The sequence below is a fragment of the Pseudomonas sp. 34 E 7 genome (genome assembly GCF_900005715.1).
In the GTDB taxonomy this organism is placed as follows: Bacteria; Pseudomonadota; Gammaproteobacteria; order Pseudomonadales; family Pseudomonadaceae; genus Aquipseudomonas; species Aquipseudomonas orientalis_A.
In genome coordinates this window covers 1-20,448 of the sequence record NZ_CVTX01000098.1, presented here as the reverse complement: position 1 = coordinate 20,448, position 20,448 = coordinate 1, and the positions used below count along the sequence as shown (strand labels likewise).

General features: G+C 59.0%; 17 protein-coding genes and 1 tRNA gene. 4 read left to right on the top strand and 14 right to left on the bottom strand.

All coding sequences use genetic code 11. The annotated features are described in order from the left end of the window. Positions 1-142: 142 nt before the first annotated feature. On the top strand, positions 143-1,021 hold the full coding sequence (locus tag BFP96_RS06915) for a LysR family transcriptional regulator (RefSeq protein ID WP_065935897.1): 879 nt from the start codon (positions 143-145) through the stop codon (positions 1,019-1,021). 208 nt (positions 1,022-1,229) lie between these two features. On the opposite strand, the gene BFP96_RS06910 is transcribed toward BFP96_RS06915, so the two are convergent. From BFP96_RS06910 to BFP96_RS06890, 5 genes are all read right to left on the bottom strand, one after another. Further along, positions 1,230-1,305 (bottom strand) — tRNA-Gly (locus tag BFP96_RS06910). Positions 1,306-1,365: 60 nt separating this feature from the next. Further along, positions 1,366-1,926 carry a CDP-diacylglycerol--glycerol-3-phosphate 3-phosphatidyltransferase gene (gene pgsA / locus BFP96_RS06905; protein ID WP_065898275.1) on the bottom strand — a complete coding sequence of 187 codons (561 nt, stop codon included), beginning with the start codon at positions 1,924-1,926 and terminating at the stop codon, positions 1,366-1,368. 32 nt (positions 1,927-1,958) lie between these two features. Continuing rightward, positions 1,959-3,782, bottom strand: a complete 1,824-nt coding sequence (gene uvrC / locus BFP96_RS06900) for an excinuclease ABC subunit UvrC (RefSeq protein WP_065935896.1) — start codon at positions 3,780-3,782, stop codon at positions 1,959-1,961. Position 3,783: 1 nt separating this feature from the next. Continuing rightward, positions 3,784-4,425: a response regulator transcription factor GacA gene (uvrY, locus tag BFP96_RS06895; protein WP_017530522.1), complete on the bottom strand. Its 642-nt coding sequence runs from the start codon at positions 4,423-4,425 to the stop codon at positions 3,784-3,786. Between the two features lie 152 nt (positions 4,426-4,577). Continuing rightward, positions 4,578-4,943: a helix-turn-helix domain-containing protein gene (locus BFP96_RS06890; protein ID WP_065935895.1), complete on the bottom strand. Its 366-nt coding sequence runs from the start codon at positions 4,941-4,943 to the stop codon at positions 4,578-4,580. Between the two features lie 82 nt (positions 4,944-5,025). Here BFP96_RS06890 and BFP96_RS06885 point away from each other — a divergent pair, with 82 nt between their 5' ends. After that, a complete protein-coding gene (locus BFP96_RS06885; RefSeq protein WP_057704030.1) occupies positions 5,026-5,265 on the top strand; it encodes a DNA-binding protein in 240 nt (79 codons plus the stop codon). 35 nt (positions 5,266-5,300) lie between these two features. On the opposite strand, the gene BFP96_RS06880 is transcribed toward BFP96_RS06885, so the two are convergent. Beyond that, complete coding sequence (locus tag BFP96_RS06880) at positions 5,301-5,732, bottom strand: GNAT family N-acetyltransferase (protein ID WP_065935894.1); 432 nt, start codon at positions 5,730-5,732, stop codon at positions 5,301-5,303. 659 nt (positions 5,733-6,391) lie between these two features. Here BFP96_RS06880 and BFP96_RS06875 point away from each other — a divergent pair. Continuing rightward, positions 6,392-7,456 carry a 3-deoxy-7-phosphoheptulonate synthase gene (locus BFP96_RS06875; RefSeq protein WP_065935893.1) on the top strand — a complete coding sequence of 355 codons (1,065 nt, stop codon included), beginning with the start codon at positions 6,392-6,394 and terminating at the stop codon, positions 7,454-7,456. On the opposite strand, the gene BFP96_RS06870 is transcribed toward BFP96_RS06875, so the two are convergent. The 6 genes from BFP96_RS06870 to BFP96_RS06845 all read right to left on the bottom strand — a co-directional run bounded on the left by BFP96_RS06870 (position 7,453) and on the right by BFP96_RS06845 (position 17,919). Further along, on the bottom strand, positions 7,453-7,875 hold the full coding sequence (locus tag BFP96_RS06870; RefSeq protein ID WP_065935892.1) for a chemotaxis protein CheY: 423 nt from the start codon (positions 7,873-7,875) through the stop codon (positions 7,453-7,455). The two genes, BFP96_RS06875 and BFP96_RS06870, sit on opposite strands and share 4 nt — an antisense overlap. A 134-nt stretch (positions 7,876-8,009) precedes the next feature. After that, positions 8,010-11,624: a transporter substrate-binding domain-containing protein gene (locus BFP96_RS06865; RefSeq protein WP_065935891.1), complete on the bottom strand. Its 3,615-nt coding sequence runs from the start codon at positions 11,622-11,624 to the stop codon at positions 8,010-8,012. A gap of 6 nt (positions 11,625-11,630) precedes the next feature. Further along, positions 11,631-12,257 carry a response regulator transcription factor gene (locus BFP96_RS06860; protein ID WP_057725622.1) on the bottom strand — a complete coding sequence of 209 codons (627 nt, stop codon included), beginning with the start codon at positions 12,255-12,257 and terminating at the stop codon, positions 11,631-11,633. Between the two features lie 304 nt (positions 12,258-12,561). After that, positions 12,562-13,278 carry an MgtC/SapB family protein gene (locus BFP96_RS06855; RefSeq protein WP_065935890.1) on the bottom strand — a complete coding sequence of 239 codons (717 nt, stop codon included), beginning with the start codon at positions 13,276-13,278 and terminating at the stop codon, positions 12,562-12,564. 39 nt (positions 13,279-13,317) lie between these two features. Next, positions 13,318-16,023 (bottom strand): magnesium-translocating P-type ATPase, encoded by a 2,706-nt coding sequence (mgtA, locus tag BFP96_RS06850; protein WP_065935889.1) that lies wholly within the window; start codon positions 16,021-16,023, stop codon positions 13,318-13,320. 717 nt (positions 16,024-16,740) lie between these two features. Continuing rightward, positions 16,741-17,919, bottom strand: a complete 1,179-nt coding sequence (locus tag BFP96_RS06845) for a cytochrome P450 (RefSeq protein ID WP_065935888.1) — start codon at positions 17,917-17,919, stop codon at positions 16,741-16,743. A 73-nt stretch (positions 17,920-17,992) separates the two neighbouring features. Between BFP96_RS06845 and BFP96_RS06840 the strand changes: the two genes are divergently transcribed. Next, a complete protein-coding gene (locus BFP96_RS06840; protein ID WP_065935887.1) occupies positions 17,993-18,718 on the top strand; it encodes an ArsR/SmtB family transcription factor in 726 nt (241 codons plus the stop codon). A 19-nt stretch (positions 18,719-18,737) separates the two neighbouring features. Here the strand turns inward: BFP96_RS06840 and BFP96_RS06835 are convergent, their stop codons facing one another. Both BFP96_RS06835 and BFP96_RS06830 read right to left on the bottom strand, forming a co-directional pair. Further along, positions 18,738-19,082, bottom strand: coding sequence for an FKBP-type peptidyl-prolyl cis-trans isomerase (locus BFP96_RS06835; protein WP_065935886.1), 345 nt, complete (start codon positions 19,080-19,082; stop codon positions 18,738-18,740). A gap of 155 nt (positions 19,083-19,237) precedes the next feature. After that, positions 19,238-20,385, bottom strand: a protein-coding gene (locus tag BFP96_RS06830) for an IS3 family transposase (RefSeq protein ID WP_122582746.1) whose coding sequence is annotated in 2 segments (ribosomal slippage) — positions 19,238-20,130 and positions 20,130-20,385 — 1,149 coding nt in all. Because the reading frame shifts where the segments join, the coding sequence is not laid out codon by codon here. Positions 20,386-20,448 lie beyond the last annotated feature (63 nt).

The window sequence follows — 20,448 nt, the reverse complement described above, 5'->3', positions numbered from 1 at the left end:
GGTAGTTGTTCTTATGATCGACGATGCACCCAAAGGGTCTTTGCAGGCTTGGGTTCATCAATACAATAACCAGCCATCGAAAGGTAACGATAGCGCCGATTGATTCACTTTCCGGTTCGGCCTATCGACTATTGGAATAACTATGGATATTGAGTGGTATGAGGATTTCCTTGCATTGGCAGACACGGGAAAATTTACCGCCGCTGCAAGCATGCGTAGATCGTCGCAGTCAGCCTTGAGTCGACGCATCCAATTGCTGGAAACGCGCCTGGGCGCAGTCCTGATCGACCGCAGCAAGAATCCCATCCGCTTGACAGTCGCCGGCCGGGCTTTGCTGCCGAACGCCCTGGAACTGGTACGTCTGGCACGCGACTGCGAGCAGAGCGTGAAAATTCTCGATTGCCCGTTGAGCTTCGCATCGCTGCACACCCTGGCCTGCAATTTCTTTCCGGACTGGATCAGCCACGCAATACCGCCAGGCGAGCGGGTGTTTACCCGCATCGACACCAGCTACCGCAGCACGGATGATTACTACATGGCACTGCTGTCCGGCCGCTGCGACTTCATCCTGTTTTATCGGGAAGCTGAATCGCAGGCTTACGCCCAGCGTGAGGAGTTCGAAACACTGTCGCTGGGTCACGACGAGCTTTATTGGGTGGCCACACCCCAACTGGCCGAGCATTGCACTCAATCAGATGGCCCGATTCCGTGGCTGACCTATTCCCGTAGCGCCCAGTTGCACGAACTCTCGCGCACCCAGGTCAGTCGCCACCCACAACCCGAACGCCTGCAACGGGTATTCGAAGCGACGGTGTCCGAGGCGCTCAAATCCATGGTCGCCAATGGCCACGGCGTCGCTTGCATGCCCCACACCATGGTCGCGGGGATGATTGAACAGGGCGAACTGGTCAGGCTGTATCCGCAAATGGAGCCTGATCATCTCGAGGTGATACTGGTGCGCTGGCTGGGTAATCACAACACGCAGGCGCAAGCGTTATGGGCGCGTCTGGCGGGTGCTTGATTGCGGATAAGAGCTTCGTTGGCGCATGAACATCCTGGCGATAAAGGCGATCGCGCCCGCTTGAACCTACGCGGACATCATCGCCCTTAATGCTGGAGTTCAGCAGGTGGCTTGGCCGGACGGCGATTCGCAGTAGCTCGCCAACATGAGTACAGACATTTTTCAGGCAAAAAAAAGCCACTCATCTGAGTGGCTTTTTTCTGAATCTTGGAGCGGGAAACGAGACTCGAACTCGCGACCCCGACCTTGGCAAGGTCGTGCTCTACCAACTGAGCTATTCCCGCTTGGTGATGCGCATTCTATAGAATCTTCGGCACCCGTCAACCCCTTGATTCAAAAAAGTTTTATTTCTTTTCCACGGTGGTGCGCAGGTGAGGCCAGGCGGCGCGCAGGTATTGCAGCATGGACCACAGGGTCAGGCCTGCGGCGACCAGCAGCAAGGCGTAGCCGGTCAGGACCCAGAACGAGAAGTCCGATGGGTTGGCCAGCAGGATGACCAGCGCGAGCATTTGCGCGGCGGTTTTCCATTTGCCCATGTTTGATACGGCGACATGGGCGCGGGCGCCGATTTCGGCCATCCATTCGCGCAGGGCCGAGACGACGATTTCGCGGCCGATGATGACGGCGGCCGGCAGGGTCAGCCACAGGTTGCCGTGCTCCTGCACCAACAACACCAGGGCCACGGCGACCATGAGTTTGTCGGCCACAGGGTCGAGGAACGCGCCGAAGGGCGTGCTCTGTTCCAGGCGGCGGGCCAGGTAGCCGTCGAGCCAGTCGGTGGCGGCGGCAAAGGCGAATACCGAACTGGACGCGGCGTAGCTCCATTCATAGGGCAAATAGAACAACAAAATGAAGATCGGGATAAGCAGGACGCGTAGAACGGTGATCAGATTAGGGATATTCATCGGCACAACTGGCTACGAGGTGAGAAGGCATTCTATTCGCTGTGCAGACTGGCATAAATCAATTCAGCGAGCTTTTTACTGATACCGGGTGCTTTGGCTATTTCGTCAATGCTGGCACGGGAGAGCTCCTGCAAGCCACCAAAATGTTTAAGCAAGTCGCGACGACGCGTCGGGCCGACCCCTGCAACGCCTTCCAGGGTTGAGGTTCGGCGGGTCTTGCCGCGACGCGCACGGTGGCCGGTAATGGCGAAGCGGTGGGCTTCGTCGCGGATCTGTTGAATCAGGTGCAGTGCCGGGGAATCGCCCTTCAAGGTGAACTCATGGGCGGCATCATTCAAGTACAACGTCTCGAAACCGGCCTTGCGCGTGGCGCCCTTGGCCACGCCAAGCAGGATCAGGTCGGGCACCGCCAGTTCGTTGAGAACGTCGCGGGCCATGGATAACTGACCCTTGCCACCGTCCACCAGGAGGATATCGGGCAACTTGCCCTCCCCGTCCTTCAACTTGCTGAAGCGCCGTGTGAGCGCCTGGTGCATGGCGGCGTAATCGTCGCCGGCGGTGACGCCTTCGATGTTGTAGCGCCGGTAGTCGGCCTTGATCGGGCCTTCAGGGCCGAACACCACGCAAGAGGCCACGGTGGCCTCACCGCTGGAGTGGCTGATGTCGTAACACTCCAGGCGCTGCGGAGGCTCGTCCAGGTTGAGCACCTCGGCCAGGGAATCGAAGCGCGCGGCAACGTGCTGTCGATTGGCCAGGCGTGCGCCCAGGGCCTGCTCGGCGTTGGTCACGGCCAGCTGCTGCCAGCGGGCCCGGGTGCCGCGAACGCGATGGCTGATGTCCAGCTCGCGTCCGCGCAGTTCGTGGATCGCCTCGATCAGGGTCGGGAAATCCTCGTGGACCACGTTGACGATTAGCTCCGACGGCAGGTCGCGCTCGGGGCTGCTCACATAGTACTGGCCGAGGAACGCCGCCATGACCTCGGAGACGTCTTCGTCGATGCCGGTCTGCGGGAAAAAATTCTTGCTGCCCAGCACTCGCCCGCCACGCACGCTGATCAGGTGCACACAGGCACCTCCCGGGTTGACGAACGCCGCAATCACGTCGACCTCGCCGGTGCCGCCTTCCATGCTTTGCTGGTCCTGGACGCGGCGCAGCAAGGAGATCTGATCGCGCAGTTCGGCAGCCTTCTCGAAATCCAGGGTACTGGCGGCGATTTCCATGGCCCCGGACAGCTCATCGGTGAGCGCGTTACTGCGCCCCTCGAGGAACATCACCGAGTGACGCACATCCTCGGCGTACTCGGCAGGTTCCACCAGCCCCACGCAGGGCGCCTTGCAGCGCTTGATCTGGTATTGCAGGCATGGCCGTGTACGGTTTTTGTAGAAGCTGTCTTCGCACTGGCGCACAAAGAACGTTTTCTGCAGCAGGCTCAGGCTCTCACGAATGGCACCTGCGCTCGGGTAAGGCCCGAAATACTTGCCCTTCTGCTTCTTCGCGCCACGGTGAATGCTCAGCCGTGGGAAAGCGCCGTCCGACAAGAACACGTAGGGATAGGATTTATCGTCGCGCAGCAGGATGTTATACGGAGGCCGCCATTCCTTGATCAACGTCTGCTCAAGCAGCAGCGCTTCGGTTTCATTGGCGGTGATGGTGGTTTCGACCTGGGCGATGCGCGCGACCAGGGCGGCGGTTTTGGGCGCCAGACCGGTCTTGCGAAAGTAACTCGCCAGACGGTTTTTCAGGTTCTTGGCCTTGCCTACGTAGAGCAGGCGCGCCTCGCTGTCGAACATGCGGTACACGCCGGGGCGGCCACTGCAGGTCGAGAGGAAGGCACTTGGATCAAACGGTGTGGTCATGTCAGGCGCTGGCGTCCACCATGCCGTGACGCACTGCGAGCAGGGTCAATTCAACATCACTGCTGATGGCGAGTTTCTCGAAGATGCGATAGCGGTAGGTGTTCACGGTCTTGGGCGACAGGCACAGTTTGTCGGAAATCGACTGCACCTTCTGGCAACCGACGATCATCAAGGCGATCTGGATCTCCCGCTCCGATAGCGCGTCGAACGGTGAATCGCTGGTGGGCTGGAAAGACTTGATCGCCAACTGCTGGGCAATCTGCGGGCTGATGTAGCGCTGCCCGGCAAATACCAGGCGAATGGCTTGCACCATCTCCGCCAGGCCGGCGCCTTTGGTTAGGTAACCGGCCGCCCCCGCCTGCAAGAGACGTGTAGGGAACGGGTCTTCCTCGCACACGGTTACCACCACAACCTTGATATCAGGATGGCTGCGCAATAATTTAGTCGTGGCGCCAAGACCGCCGATACCCGGCATCTTGACGTCCATCAGCACCACATCGGGTTTCAACTCCCGGGCCTTGATCAGAGACTCCTCTCCCGACTCGGCCTGGCCGACTACTTGCAGGCCATCGATGTCAGCCAGCATTCGTGTAATGCCTGTACGAACGAGATCATGGTCATCGACTACTAGCACCCTAATCAAGCAGACACCTCGCGATATGGTCTTTATAGGTTGCTGACCACCTTAGCAAAAAACCGGGTCGCAGACCTAGCCGCTGGCATCATATATATGGAGTTTGACCGCTTGGCGCGCGGCCATCGGCGGGTGGAGGGCCGGATTTGCTGGGCAAAAGGTCAGGAATCCTGCGGGTGCGGCTTGATTTTTCCATTCCTGGAAAGGGAATGCTCGGCCAGGGTCGAGGTGAGGCGGCGGATTGCATCCTGGTCTTCCTTGAACATCGCCCGGTAATCAACCAGGACTTTCTCTTCAAGCTGGCTCAGGTTTTCCAGTTGAATCGGCGTGGCAGCCCCGGTCAACACGTACAGGATATCCACGCCTCTCTCGGCCACACGGGACAAATAGTCGGCCTTGGGCGCACGCCCACCATTTTCATATTTGCCTTGTGCGTTGGTTTCAACGCCTCCGATTTCACCAAAAACTTTTTGCGACAGGCCAAGTCGCTCTCTTTCCTGCCTCAAACGCGAACCGATTCCACTCATTTGGATGTATGATCCTATTTGGCACACCCCAAGAGGTGACACACTCATCTCTTTGTTGAACGAACTTGAACGGTTTTGAACTATGCCCGGAATCCGTACTGCTGCACAAGCCAAGGCCTGGCTGGAACATCAGGGAAAGTCCGTTCAGGCGTTTGCCCGTGAACACGGCGTCGATCCGGCAACCACCTATCAAGTGCTCGCTGGGCGCAAAAAGGGACGGCGTGGGGAGGCCCATAAGGTAGCGGTACTTTTGGGCATGAAAGAGGGGATCATCCTTGCTGAGGCTGACGGCCAGAACGACGATCAGGAAGTCGGCTCCTGACCCAGTATGCGCTTATCAGGATCCGACGCAGGCTTTTAGCTTGAGGGACAGACGCGCTCCATTCGCCAGAAGCTGTCTTCTTCACCGACAACGCGCAATCCCATGCGCTCATAAAGCTGTTTGGCCGGATTGTTCTTGAATACGGTCAAACGCAACAGCCCCAGCGTGCGGGCCTTCAACGCCATTTGTTGCAGCACCCAGCTACCCGCGCCAAGTCCACGGTACTGCTCAAGCATATGCAATTCGCGGATATAGAGCGCGTTGCTGTCACGGCTCAAGCTGATGAACCCCAGCACACTGTCATCCTGACAGATCATCCAGTTTTCCCGACCGGCCCAAGCCGTATCGAAGCCATCGTTGGACCACAGCAACTGGTTTTGCTGGTAATAGCGGTTCATTGCCTGGTGGGTCAGGTTTCGTGCAAAGGGCAGGTACTGGTCCGTTGCAGCGCGCAGGTGGAAGGTCATTTACAGCGCCACCTCAGCGCAGTCGGGGTCAAGGCAGTCATGGTCGGATTCCGGCAATCAGTGTGGGACGTCGTTATCATATCGACACTCACGCCATAGCCGTAAGTCCCGCTGCGCGATAGAAATTTCTGATTGAATCCACCCGCGAAGCTCTAGTAAGCTGCCCAACATCATTTGGAGATCGACCATGTTGCCACTCACCCGCACTCAGGTTTGCCCTGCCGCCAGCGCCTCGCGCTCGGTGTCGGCTACCCGTGTGAACGGTTCGAGCGCACTGGTCAGCTTTTATTTTGGGTATTGGTTTAGCCACTGGCGCGCCTGATACCTGAAATCGGCGCCCACTACTCAAGGGGTCGCCTGCCAGAGAAATCTAACCCCCGGTCGGCTCCCCGACCGGGGGTTTTGTTTTTCCAGGCCCGGATAATTTGCTCAATCAAACACACTTGAAGGAATCACGACATGAACTACGCCACCTATTACCGCTACGACACTTGCGCTGCATGGCGATTTAGCCAGCTCCGTTCGGGACAGCCTGCCGCCTCCGACCGGTCACCTCTTGGTGGCAAGCCAACACACGTAGCCGATACGGCCAATTGTCGAACACCCCAGTAGGCCAAGCGTGCGGGAATTGCCCGCCGCTTGCCCAGGAAACCTTGAATATGAACGCCTCCGTCGCCGCTTTACCCGTCTCTACGCTGACCAGCGCCAATGAAGCCCTGACCCAGCGCCTGCCCAGTACCCATGAGCTCAAGCATCAACTGCCCCTCAGTCCGTTCCTCAATGAACAGGTGCATGCCCATCGCCACGCCGTGCGCGCCATCCTTGATGGCCAGGACTCACGCTTGTTGGTGATTGTCGGCCCGTGCTCGATACACGACCCGCAGTCGGCCATGGAATACGCGCGCAACCTCAAGAAGCTGGCGCTTGAAGTCAGCGACCAGATGCTGCTGGTCATCCGCGCCTACGTCGAAAAACCCCGCACCACCATTGGCTGGAAAGGCCTGGCTTACGACCCGCACCTCGATGGCAGCGATGACATGGCCGCAGGCCTGGCCCTGTCCCGGGAACTGATGCGCGAGATGCTGCGCCTGGGCTTGCCGGTTGCGACCGAGCTTCTGCAACCCATGGCCGCCGGCTACTTCGACGACCTGCTCAGTTGGGTGGCAATTGGCGCGCGCACCACTGAATCGCAGATCCACCGCGAAATGGCCAGCGGCCTGGGCATGCCCGTGGGCTTCAAGAACGGGACCGACGGCGGCGTTGCGATTGCCTGCGACGCGATGCGCTCGGCCTCGCACCCGCACCGCCACTTCGGCGTCGACAGCCTGGGGCACCCGGCCATCATCCAGACGCCGGGCAACCCCGACACCCACCTGGTGCTGCGCGGCGGTCACCGCGAACCGAATTACGATGCGCAGAGCGTCTCCCAGGTGAAACACGACCTGGCCAAGTCCAAGGTCGCTGCGCGCATCATGGTCGATTGCAGCCATGCCAACAGCGGCAAGGACCCGCTGCGCCAGCCGGCGGTGTTCAACGAGGTGCTGGAGCAGCGCTTGCAGGGCGACACGTCGTTGATCGGCATGATGCTCGAAAGCCATCTGTTCGAAGGCTGCCAGCCGCTGGGCCCGTCAATGAAATACGGCGTGTCGGTGACTGATGGTTGCCTGGGCTGGGCGGGCACAGAGCAGTTACTGCGCAGCGCCGCCGAGCGCCTTCGCGACTAGGCTCCGACGGCCGGCTGGCGGGATAATGCCCTTAACCACGGCAACACCCGCAAGCCGGCCAGGGTGTGGGGCGGGTCGATGATCTCCATGAAATGCTCGAGATTGACGTTATCCGGCACGCCCGGCAGGCGTACCGATACGGTCGGCATGGCGTCGGCGGGTACGTCCAGGTCCAGGTTGTCGTATACCAGCACATGGAGCGCCTGCGGGTTGGGCCCGCTTGCATGGGCCGCCAGGACCGCATTGATGATCAGCACATCGAAGGGTTCGGCCGGAATGGCGGTAAGGATCTGGACTTCGTCAAAGGTCTGCACCGGCACAATTCGGTGATACCCCAACTGGTTGAGCATTTTCTCGATGTACAACCGTTGCAAGTGCAAGTCATCGGCAATGAGGATGGTCAGTGCTTTGTTCGGCATGGCAAACCCCTGGGCAGGCAGCGCTCGTCAGTGAGCGTCGCCCATTTTCCAGACAAATCCCGAACACAAAATCAGGCTTATTCCCCCTTCGTGTAGGACTTCTCCCAAAAGCTCCCAATGGCCGTTAATCGGGATCAAGGCTGATTGCAATAAAGGCTCAGCCCACCATGCAAAGCGAGGATAGCCTCCTCGACAGCCTCGGTCGTCGCGGCCAGCGCGGTGCGGTCCTGCCTTTCACAAACAGCCTCCAGGGCTTCACAGCGCGCGATCAGAACCTGTGCCTTGACCATTCGTGCCCCTCCCTTGGCGCGATGTGCGAGGTCGTGCAACTTGGCGAAGTCAGCCTTGCGCTGCAGCGTCGGCAACAGCCCCCGGTCCGCCTCCAGGCTGTCGAGCAAGGGGATCAGCAGCTCGGTGAGCGCGTGGTGGTCCTCCCCCGTCAACGTGATCAGGGTACTCAAATCAAACGCCGCCGCTTCAGGGCCCGGGGCGTAAGTGGAGCGTGACGCCAGCGCAGCGCGCAAATCGTCAATCCCGGTGGGTTTGAACAGGCAACCATCCATCCCGGCCTGCCGGCAGCGCTCGGCTTCCTCGGGTTGGGCATTGGCGGTGAACCCCAGGAGCAGGCACGGCGCCAGCCCTGATTCACGCTCCAGTAAGCGGATGTCCCGCGCCAACTGATAGCCGTTCTTGAACGGCATATTGCAATCGGTAATGACGCCATCGAACTGCCCCGCGCGCCAGTGCTCAAGCCCTTGAATGCCGTCCTCGGCCGTGGTGATGCGATGACCGAGGAAACTCAACTGTCGAGCCAGCAGCAAACGGTTGGCAGGGTAGTCGTCCACCACCAGGATACTCAAGGCATGAGGCGGCGTGACGGGAGCGCTCGCCGCCGTCCCCTCCTGCGGCACTGCAGCGGTCATGACCAGGGCCAGCGTCACATCCAGCCGGGTGCCCTGCCCCAGCACACTGCTCAAGTGCAGCTGCCCGCCCATCATTTCGCACAGGTTGCGGCTGATCACCAGCCCCAGGCCGGAGCCGCTACGCGCCGATTGCTCACCATTGCTGCCCTGGATAAAGGGGCTGAACAGGCGCAACTGGTCCTGGGCACTGATGCCAATCCCGGTGTCCTGCACCCACAATTGCAGTTTCAGGTGCTCCCCATCGAACGTCGCATGGGCACCGAGCGTGACCTGCCCGTTGTGGGTGAACTTGATGGCATTGCTCAGCAGGTTCGACACCACTTGCTTGAAACGCAGGGGGTCAACCAGCACCATGCGATCAATCGATGGATCGAGTTCAACTTGCAGCGCCAACCCCTTGGCCCGCGCCAAACCTTCGAACACGCGTGCCACCGACGTCAGTAATTCATGCGGATTGGCCGGTTCCAGGACCAACGACAGATGACCGGATTCGATCCGCGCGATATCCAGAATATCGCCGATCAACTCCAGCATGCCGCGCGAAGCCTCCGAAGCCACCTCCAGGGCATCCCGGTCCGCCAAGCCCTGTTCCGCGCTTTTCAGGGCCAGCTCGATCATGCCGATCACTGCATTCATTGGCGTGCGGATTTCGTGGCTCATGGTCGCCAGAAAGGTAGTCTTCGCCCGGTTGGCGGCGTCGGCATCGTCCTTGGCTTCCTGCAACTGACCCAACAATTGTTGGCGCTCGCTGACATCGACCCACCCGGCAATCATGCCCACCACTTTCTCGTCACCGTCGCGATACGGCAACATCCATTGGTAGATGGTCAGGGCCTCGCCACTGGGCAACTTGAGTATGCGGTCATGAATCTGTGGCTCACCGTCGGCCATCAAGCGCAGGTAATCCTGATGGAACGACTGAGCCTGTGGCAGGTTGCCGGCGTCGGTTTCAACCACTGTTTTACCAATCACGTCTTCAAGCTTGTAGCCAAATACATCCAGATAAGCGTTATTGCAGGCCATCAAGCGCCCTTGGCGGTCACGCACATAAATCGGGTGGGGGGTGCCGTCGATCAATACACTCATAAAGCGCATCTGGTCGCTCAAGGCGCGTTCGGCCTGGACGCGCTTGCGAATCAGACTGCGCAGATAGATGGCCCAGCTCAGCGTGACGATCAATAACAACGCGGCCAGCCCGAACCCCTGAATGATCACGTTGCGGTGACGCAGCCAGTAACTGTCTTCGATAATCACCTCACTGCGCCACTGGGCAATCATCTCATCCATTTCCTGCGGGGTGATGCTCAGCAGCGCCTTGTCGAGGATCGAATAAAGCTCCAGCTGACTGCGGTTGACCCCGAACGTGATACGCGCCGGCTCCGAGCCGACCGTGCTGGTGATGCGTAACCGATTGCGGTAATACCGGGCGATCATATAGCGCGCGCTGATCAACGAATTGACGGCCGCCTCCGCTTCGCCTCTGGCCACCATCGCCATCGCTTGCTCCGCGCTGTCCACATCGATAAACACGACGCCGGGAAAGTCCCGCGAGATGGTATCGCGCAACCCGTTGCCGTTGATCATCGCCAGGCGTTTACCCACCATATCTTCCATTGTCACAGGGCTATGTTCATCCCCTCGGGTTACCAGCACCAGGGCATTGGTCAGGTAGGGCCGGGTAAACCGCACCTTTTCCGCGCGCTCGACGCTGGGGGTCACGACCGCCAGCATATCCGCCGCGCCCGTGCTGACCTGGTCGATCTGGCCCGGTATCGAGTTGCCCGGCACCACGTCGAACTTCAGGCCGGTGCGCAGGCTGATACGTGACAGCACCTCGGCGCTCAGCCCCTCGAACTGTCCCTGATCATCGACGACGGACAGCGGCAGGAGTTTGTCGAGCACCGCCACCTTGACCCGCGGATGCTTGAGGAGCCAGCGCTGCTCACTGGCGCTCAGGTGCAACCGGCCAGCACCGACAATACCGAGGTTGCCGCCACTCCAACGGCGTAATATTTCCATCTGCTCACCGGCGGGAATCGCCTCCAGCGCCGCATTGATGATCGGCGGCAGCCGCGTATTCTGCCGGGTGAACGCAAACCCGAATGGGTTGGCTTCGAGGGTGGAAAAATCCGCCATGCGCACAATATTGAGCTGGTTGCGGTTGATCAGGTAATTGGTGCTGATGGCATCGCCCAGGTACACATCGGCGCGGCCAAACGCTACTGCGCCGATCGCCTCGAAGGCCGAAGAAAACAATTCCACGCGGGCATGGGGGTAGAACGCCCGTACCACCTCGGGCTGCAGATAGTGATAAAGCATCGCCACGCGCTTGCCCGCCAGGTCATCGCTCAGCGCCTGGCTATCGTTGGTACGGGTCACCAGAGTGGGTTGGTCATTGGCGTAGGAGCGCGACAGGATCAGTTGCGGGTCGGCCGCCTCATAGCCATTGGCCGAACCCAGGAAGTCCACATCACCGCGTTTGAGGGCTTCGATCACTTCATCGCGGGTTTCGTAGCACCGAACCTCAATGGGAATATTCAGGGCCTGGCTGATCAGCGCTGCGAAATCGGCGGTAATCCCCTCGAGCTCTTCACGGTTATTGGTCAGGTCGAAGGGTGCGTAATCGGGCGCGGAAACGCCCATCAGCAACCTGCGCCGTTCGCGCAGCCAGCGCCAGTCGGGCTCTTGCAGCGTGACGATGGGAGGGTCGATACGAGAGTGGCCCAATAGCCGCAAAACATTGGGCTCATCAAGGGCCATCGCGACCATGGGCAACAGGCTCAACCAGAGAAACGTGGCGAACCGCTTGAACGCGATGGCGACCATTTCAAATCAGATCAGATGATTGCGCTGGGCAAATTTGGACAGGTGCACCACTGAGGACATCCGTAACTTCTCCTTGAGACGCGTCTTGTAAGTGCTGATGGTCTTGTGGCTCAACAGCATGTCTTCAGCAATTTCCTTGTTGCCCAGCCCCAGGGCCAGCTTCTGCAGGACGGTCAATTCACGGTCCGACAGGCACTCGATCATCTGCCGCTCGGTTTCCTGCAGGTCGTCACGGCGGACCGAGCTGGTGGGCAGGCTCGGGAAACAACTGTAGCCCGACTGGATCGCTCGGATAGCCTTTTGCAGCTCATCCAGCTCGCCGGTCTTGGCCACGAACCCCATGGCGCCGGCGCGCATGCAACGGGTGGAAAAAAACACGGCCAGGTAGGAGGTCAGCACCAGGATCCTGCACGGCAGGCCCAGGGCCTTGACCCGACTGATCACCTCCAACCCTCCCAGCTTGGGCATCGCCAGGTCAAGGATGATCAGCTCGGGACGTTGCTCCCGCGCCAATTGCATTGCATCTGCACCGTCACCCGCCTGATAGATCTCATCGAATCCTTCCTCCTTCAGCAGATATTTGACCGTCGCACGTATAAAAGGATGGTCATCCACGATTAATGCTTTGCTCATACACACCCCTAGGCGATCGAAGTACCCTTACATATCAAATGGGACCTAGGTACCTGTGAGATATGACAGTTCCGACAAACGGCACTGCACCCTCATCAGGACGATAACCACTCGCAGCCTGGTCCCTTCCATTGAAACATCACGAGCAATCACGGATGGACCAGAACGGGCAGCCAGCCGTAAGTGCCCAACCTTAACAATGCAATGATGTTTTGATTGAAGGGATAGTCCTGACTACTTGTAGGATTTTTCCTCACGAAAAGCCTAGTCGATATTGGCTCAACGGGCGGTTCGGGCACACGGGTCAGTCGGTGGTACTTGGGCTCCAGAACGCCTGCACCACCAGACTGGAGGTGGAAATACGCGCCACCAACGCGTCCAGCTCGTCACCGTCGACCGACGTCGCGGCGAGGGTGGCTTCGATTTCGACTTCTTCGCTGCCGAAGGGGCGTACATCGACATCGCTGGCCGGGTAGTTGCATCGCGCCAGCTCCGCCTCCAACAGCACCATGACTGCCTGTTGCTGGCTACGCCGTGCGATGACATAGAGAATGTTGGTCACCTCGGCCGAGACCACGTCCAACGGCTGACGGTTGATGTTATTGACGATCGGGCGCAGCAACGTATTGGCCGCCAGCACGAACAGCGTTCCCAGCAATGCCTCGAGAATCAGGTCGGCCCCCGCACAGGCACCGACTGCGGCCGATGCCCACAGGGTGGCGGCCGTATTGAGCCCGCGCACATTGCCCTCCTCGCGCATGATCACACCGGCCCCCAGAAAACCGATACCCGACACCACGTACGCGACCACGCGCACCGCGCCTTCGGCACCGCCCAGCCGATTGGCCATGTCGACAAAAATCGCCGCGCCGACCGCCACCAGTACATTCGTACGCAGACCTGCGGTGCGCTGACGGTATTGGCGTTCAAAGCCGATCAGACCGCCGAGAACAAACGCGGCGCTGAGGCTGACCACGGTGTCGACCAGTGAGTCGAGGTTGATGTTGTTGATGGCCTGCATAAAAAAATCTCCATGACTGCTGCGGCAACCGAGCCCCTGTTACTGCCAGCCAAACTTGCGGATGTAGTAGCCCTTCACTGCCTGGGTCAATGCCATGTAGGCCAGCAGAATCACCGGCAGGAACACAAAGTACAGCGACGGCAGTGCCTGCAATTTGAAGTAATGCGCCAACGGCCCCATCGGCAGAAAGATCCCGACGGCCATGATCACGCCTGTCATCACCATCAGCGGCATTGCCGCGCGGCTTTGCAGGAACGGGATTTTCGGGGTGCGGATCATGTGCACGATCAACGTCTGGGTGAGCAGCCCCACCACGAACCAGCCCGACTGGAACAGGGTCTGGTGGTCCGGCGTATTGGCATCGAACACATACCACATGAGTGCGAACGTGGTGATGTCAAAGATCGAACTGATCGGCCCGAAGAACAGCATGAAACGGCCCACATCCGCCGGCTGCCAGCGTTGTGGCTTGGCGAGCATGTCGTCGTCGACGTTGTCGAATGGAATCGCGATCTGCGAGATGTCATACAGCAGGTTCTGCACCAGCAAGTGCATCGGCAGCATCGGCAGGAACGGAATAAACGCACTGGCCACCAGCACCGAGAACACATTGCCGAAGTTGGAACTGGCCGTCATCTTGATGTACTTGAGCATGTTGGCGAAGGTGCGCCGACCTTCCAGCACGCCCTCTTCCAGCACCATCAGGGTCTTTTCCAGCAGGATGATGTCGGCGGCTTCCTTGGCGATGTCCACCGCGCTGTCCACCGAAATACCGATATCGGCTGTGCGCAGCGCCGGCGCATCGTTGATGCCGTCCCCCATGAACCCCACCACATGCCCGTTGGCCTTGAGCAGACGCACAATGCGTTCCTTGTGGCTGGGCGTGAGCCTGGCGAATACGTTGGTGGTTTCCACCGCCTGCGCCAGCTCGGCGTCGGTCATGTCTTCGATATCGTTGCCCATCAGCAGCCCTTGTTGCTCCAGGCCCACTTCACGGCAGATCTTCGCTGTGACCAGCTCGTTGTCACCGGTCAGCACTTTCACCGCCACGCCATGCGCCTTCAAAGCCTTGAGGGCGGGCGCGGTGCTTTCCTTGGGCGGATCGAGAAACGCCACATAGCCGATCAGCGTCAGGTTGTTTTCATCCGCCAGGGTGTAGGTATCACGCCCGGCCGGCATCGGCTGCGCCGCGACTGCCACCACGCGCAGGCCTTCTTCGTTGAAGGCCGCGGTAACCTGGCGAATGCGCGCCAGCAGCTCTGGCGTCAGCGCTTCATTGACGTCGCCATGGCGCACGCTGGTGCACACCGACAAAATCTCCTCCACCGCGCCCTTGCAGATCAACAGGTGCGGCTGGTCCTGCTCGGCCACCACCACCGACATGCGACGACGGTTGAAGTCGAACGGAATCTCATCAACCTTCTGAAACGCGGTACCGACTTTCAATTCACGATGGATCTCCACGTGCTCGAGCACGGCCACATCCAGCAGGTTTTTCAAACCGGTCTGGTAATAGCTGTTGAGGTAGGCCATTTCCAGCACATCGTCAGACTCCCGGCCCCACACGTCCACGTGGCGCGCCAGGAAAATCCTGTCCTGGGTCAGCGTGCCGGTCTTGTCGGTGCACAACACATCCATGGCGCCGAAGTTCTGGATCGCGTCCAGGCGCTTGACGATGACCTTCTTGCGCGACAGGAACACCGCGCCCTTGGCCAACGTCGAGGTGACGATCATCGGCAGCATTTCGGGGGTAAGGCCCACGGCAATCGACAGCGCGAACAGCAACGCTTCGGTCCAGTCACCCTTGGTGAACCCATTGATGAACAACACCAGCGGTGCCATCACGAACATGAAGCGAATCAGCAGCCAACTGACCTTGTTGACCCCATGCTGGAACGAGGTGGTGGCGCGGTCGGTTGCCGTGACACGTTGCGCCAACGCACCAAAGTAGGTGCTGTTACCCGTAGCAAGAATCACCGCCGTGGCGGCGCCGGACACCACGTTGGTGCCCATGAACAGGATGTTTTCCAGATCCAGCGGGTTGCGGGTATGGGCATCCTGCTGCTGGGCGAACTTCTCCACCGGCATGGATTCACCGGTCATCGCCGCCTGGCTGACGAACAGGTCCTTGGCACTGAGTACGCGGCAATCGGCGGGAATCATGTCGCCGGCCGACAACACGATCAGATCGCCCGGCACCAATTGCCTGATCGGCAGCTCAAGGCGCTTGGCCGCGTCCCGGCGCAGCACGGTCGCCGTGTTGCTGACCATCGCCTTCAACGCGTCGGCGGCCTTGTTCGACTTGGCTTCCTGCCAGAAGCGCAACAGGGTCGACAGCACCACCATGGAGAAAATCACCGTGGCCGCCTTCATGTCCTCGGTCAGCCAGGAGATCACCGCCAGCAAGGTCAGCAGCAGATTGAACGGGTTTTTATAGCAGTGCCACAGGTGCACCCACCAGGGCAGCGGCTGCTCGTGCTCGACCTCATTGAGCCCATATTGCCCGCGCAGCGCGTCGGCCTCCTGGGTGTTCAGCCCCTCGGCATGGCTGCCAAGCGTGCCCAGCACCTGCACGGCACTGCCATTGGCTGCGGCCACCAGGGTTTGCGCCAGGCTGGGCGGTACTTCGCGGCTGACACTGGCGTCGGTCACGGTCTCCAGCATCGCCAGGCGGCGAAAATGCCGGGCGATATGCCGGGTCCGCAGGAATCCGGCGAAGAACTCTTTGAGTAGGCTGAGGTTCATGGTGTTACTCCTGCGCGAGGAAAAACCCGTCGTGCAGGTACTGGCCGCCCGCGCCGTGCCCGTCAAACACAGGCACAGCCGAACCTGGCCCGCCCGCCGTAAAAGGCAGGCGCGTCCGTAGCCTCCCGAGTCAACTCAGGTGCTGGTCAGCGTCGATGAGAGAGGATCAGGCAGACGCCAGGACTGGCCACTGCCGGGATGCCGCTTCTCGCTTTTGTGGCGAGACAACGGCATCTGAAACATGCGCGTTACCTTGCCAAGTATGTGCCGGTTACCGAAACCGGCCGACTACTGTCACTCGAACAAGTACCCACTGAGGGTCTCCGCTATTGATGAAAACGCGCGAAGCTTACGCCGCGATGTTGCCAGAGTAAACCGTAGGAAAGTGCCTGAATGGGGAATAAGAAATTTCTTCAGGATGGGTTCAGGAATGCCGTCCTTCACGACACCGCTGAGCAAATGTGGGAGGGGGCTTGCCCTCGATAGCGGTGCATCAGTCAAGATATCAGTGGCTGATACTCCGCCATCGGGGGCAAGCCCCCTCCCACATTTGGATCGCAGCGCATCAGTTAGAAGCCGTCGACTGTGAGGCCGTCAGCCGCCTGGCCACAGGTCCGACGCCGTACCGCCATTTACTGTGGGAGGGGGCTTGCCCCCGAAGACGGTGCGTCAGTTACGCATTCATTAGCAGGCAAGCCTACCTATGAGCCAGCGCTTTCACTCATGAGCCTGCCTGCTATCTTGAATCTCCCCATCACGGCAGAACTGCGGGATACGGCCATTAAGGGAAGGCAAATAACTCCACCGGTAAGTACCCGCAGATGAGGTTGGCTGTCGCCGCAAAAAAGCCAAAACCACCTCTGAAGCAATAGCCAATGCCAATGACTGACCCGGACATTGATGTCTCCCCGAGCCGAAGCTGAAGGTTCGTCGTTGCGTTCGCTTGAGCAGGAAGCTGTCGGGGTCCGGGTTGGCGCAGGGGTCTCGGTTGGCAGCGGCGAGCAGTAATAAAATGGTATCGCCCGCCTCTAATACGCTGCCACCCATCGTGCACCGCCTGGCAACAAACCGACGAGTGTTTTGTACCGGTGAATCGTAGCGGGCGACCTCTGCCACCCACTCAGCGACGAGTGTCGGTGTGGCCTGCATGTTTTCGAACAGGTCAGGATTACGCTGGAACGCTATGAGGGTGTTGCCGATCAGCCCAGCGGTGGCTTCGCAGGTCTGTGAAAACAGCCCGATCATATTCGCTACCAACGCATCATCGTCTTTCCAGGGGGAGGCTTCGTAATCGCGATAAAGACGGCCCAACACGCCGCTACCCTTATCGCCGTGACTCAACAGTTCCCCGACCATCCGGCTCAGCCGAGCCGCCCCGCAATGGGCTCTACCGAGTTGAGCCTCGTCACTTAACGGCGACAGACAAGCGACAAAATCCCGTGTCAGCTGCGCGACTTCTTGTAGTTGGCTGGAGGTGAAGCCCATCAACGTCGCCATGACCGACACCGGTAACGTGAACATCCACTCATTCGGGTTATCGCCCGAGACATCAAGCGTCTCAACAACCTGCGCCACGATGCCTGCGATGTTTTCCGTGCCCATCAAGGCCAGGGTGGGTTCGATAACCCTGCGGGGACACTGGTGTTGCGCCCCCTCGTTCATGCGCATCAAACGACCGAAAATATCGCCTGCGGCGCCTTGTGCAATGGCCGCTGGAATCGGCTCGTGCAATGGACATACAAGGCAGTCGGGATGCGCCAGAATAGCCTCGACAACGCAGGCGCCACTGGCAATCCATAAACCAAGATTTGCATCGAATGACAGGCCCCTTTGATGTCTGATGCGTGCGTAATAACCGTAGGGGTCGACATGGGTGGCGGCTTCAAACGGCGTCATTTGGCGGTCCTTTTCACGAAGAACGGCTACTATCGAACAATCGTCACACCGACAATTCGCCCAGGAACGAAATATGGATTTCCAAAGCAATGACACCGCCATTTCTCGTGTCGCAGGCGCCATTGCGGAACCCGCGAGGACAAAAATGCTTTGCTCGCTGATGGACGGTCACGCCCGTACCAGTACCGAAATGGCCGTCATCGCCGACATCAGTGCATCCACGGCGAGCGCGCACCTGGCAAGGCTTAAAGAGGACGGTTTGATCAAACTGCACACGCAGGGCAGGCACCGCTACTTCAGCCTGGCAGACGCGCACGTGGCCCAAGCTATTGAAGCCCTCATGGTGATCAGCCGAAACGCGCAGACCCGGTTTGTTTCGACGACCCCCACTCGATTGCAGTTGGCGCGGACCTGCTATGACCACATGGCAGGATCCCTGGCTGTAAAACTTCACGACTATTTCATCGACTCGGGCTGGCTGACCCTGCCGGATGCGGGTGACGGTACGTATCAGCTCACCGTGGAGGGCGAAAAAGGCATGACAGGGCTCGGTATCGAAATAGAAACCGTAAGGGCACAGCGACGTCGTTTCGCTTGCTCATGCCTGGATTGGAGCATGCGCCGCCCTCACCTCGCAGGCGCATTGGGGGCCGCTGTTCTACAGGCCGTTACAAGCCGCAAATGGGTTATCCAGGACCTCGATAGTCGGGCGTTGGCATTGACGCCCAAGGGGCGAAAGGCGCTGTACGGCAGATTTGGAATCAGGGTTGAGGAGAAATCAGGCGCCGTGACCTCATGAGACCGGTATTTGCATCTCTTCAATCATCCCGCGTCAGCACTTCCAGCAATTCAATTTCGAAACGCAGATTGCTGTTCGGCTTGATATGCGCGCCCATCGAGCGCTCGCCATAGGCCAGGTGCGCCGGTACATACAACGTGCGCACACCGCCAACCTGCATGCCCATCAAGCCTTGGTCCCAGCCCTTGATCACGCGGCCGGTGCCGATCACGCACTGGAACGGCTTGCCCCGCTCCCACGACGAATCGAACACCGTGCCATCTTCCAGGGTGCCGGTGTATTGGGTGGTGATCAGCGCGCCCTTGACCACGGTTTTGCCGATGCCCAGGCGGATGTCGGTGACCTGCAGTTCGTCGTTGCTCATGGGAGTCTCATTGGAAGCGTGAAAGGCTGGGGTTTTCCCAGAATCGGCGGGGTTTGGCAAGTGTAGGAACAGGCATCTGGTGGAAATGGCACAAAACCAAATGTGGGAGGGGGCTTGAGGTGGTCAACTTTTTCCGGACACCTCAATCGGTGTTTTCAGGCTGTTTGCCGCTCGTACTGATTGGGCGGCAAATAGTCTAACGATGAATGCATTCGTCGTTCATTGTAGAACCGCACAATGTAATCCGTGACGTCCCTGATTGCTTCATCATGATTGGCATAGTCCTTCCTCCAAACACGCTCCATCTTCAGGTTCAAGAAGAAACGTTCCATGACTGCGTTGTCCCAGCAGTTGCCCTTGCGGCTCATGCTGCAGCGCAAGCCATGTCGTGTCAGCATGGCTTGGTAAGTAGCGCCTGCATACTGGCTGCCCCGATCTGAGTGCGCGATCAGACCCGGTTTAGGCTGTCTCTGTGTGATGGCTAGTTGCATAGCACTGCACACCAACTCTGCGCGCATATGCGGAGCCATGGACCAGCCTACGATCTTGCGTGAATACAAATCCATGACAGCCGCCAAGTACAGCCAGCCGCTTCGAGTGCGAATATAAGTGATGTCAGCAACCCATGATTGGTTGATCTGCTCGGGGTTAAACTGGCGGTTGAGCAGGTTCTCAGCTACCGGGAAATTATGATTACTGTTGGTGGTATGAACGAACTTGCGCTTCCAGATCGGGCGTAAATCCTGTTGTTTCATCAGCCGACGGACCTTGTGCCGCCCAATGGATACGCCATCGCTACGCAGTGCTTTCATCACCCGACGACTGCCATAACAGTGCTCATTGGTCATGAACGTAGCTTTGACCTGAGCTGCAACCGGACAGACAGCTTTTGGCTTAAAAGACCGCTGACGAGCTTCATAGAACCCCGAACGGCTGATCCGCAAAACCCGGCAGATACGTATTACCGGGTAGGCCTTGCATTGCATTTGGTGAACCAATTGGTGGATCACTTCAATTCGCGGGCAAAGAAGGCCGTAGCTTTTTTTAATATATCGTTGTCAGTCTTCAGCTCGCGGATCTGCTGCTCAAGCTGACGAATACGCTGTTGCTCGCTGGTTAACGGTTTACCAATCCCTGTACCACCTAACTGCTCGGCTTGGTACTGCTGGACCCAGCGGCGCACGGCAGTGTCACTCAAGTCTAAATCGGTACAAACGGAGTTCACGCTCAGGCCTTGGTCAACAATCATCTTGCAGACTCTTAGCTTGAAAGCGGCGTCGAATTTTCTGTACTTCTTGGTCATGGAATACTCCTCAATAGGTGTAGTTTCACCTATTGAGGTGTCCGGGACTATTAGACCAGCTCA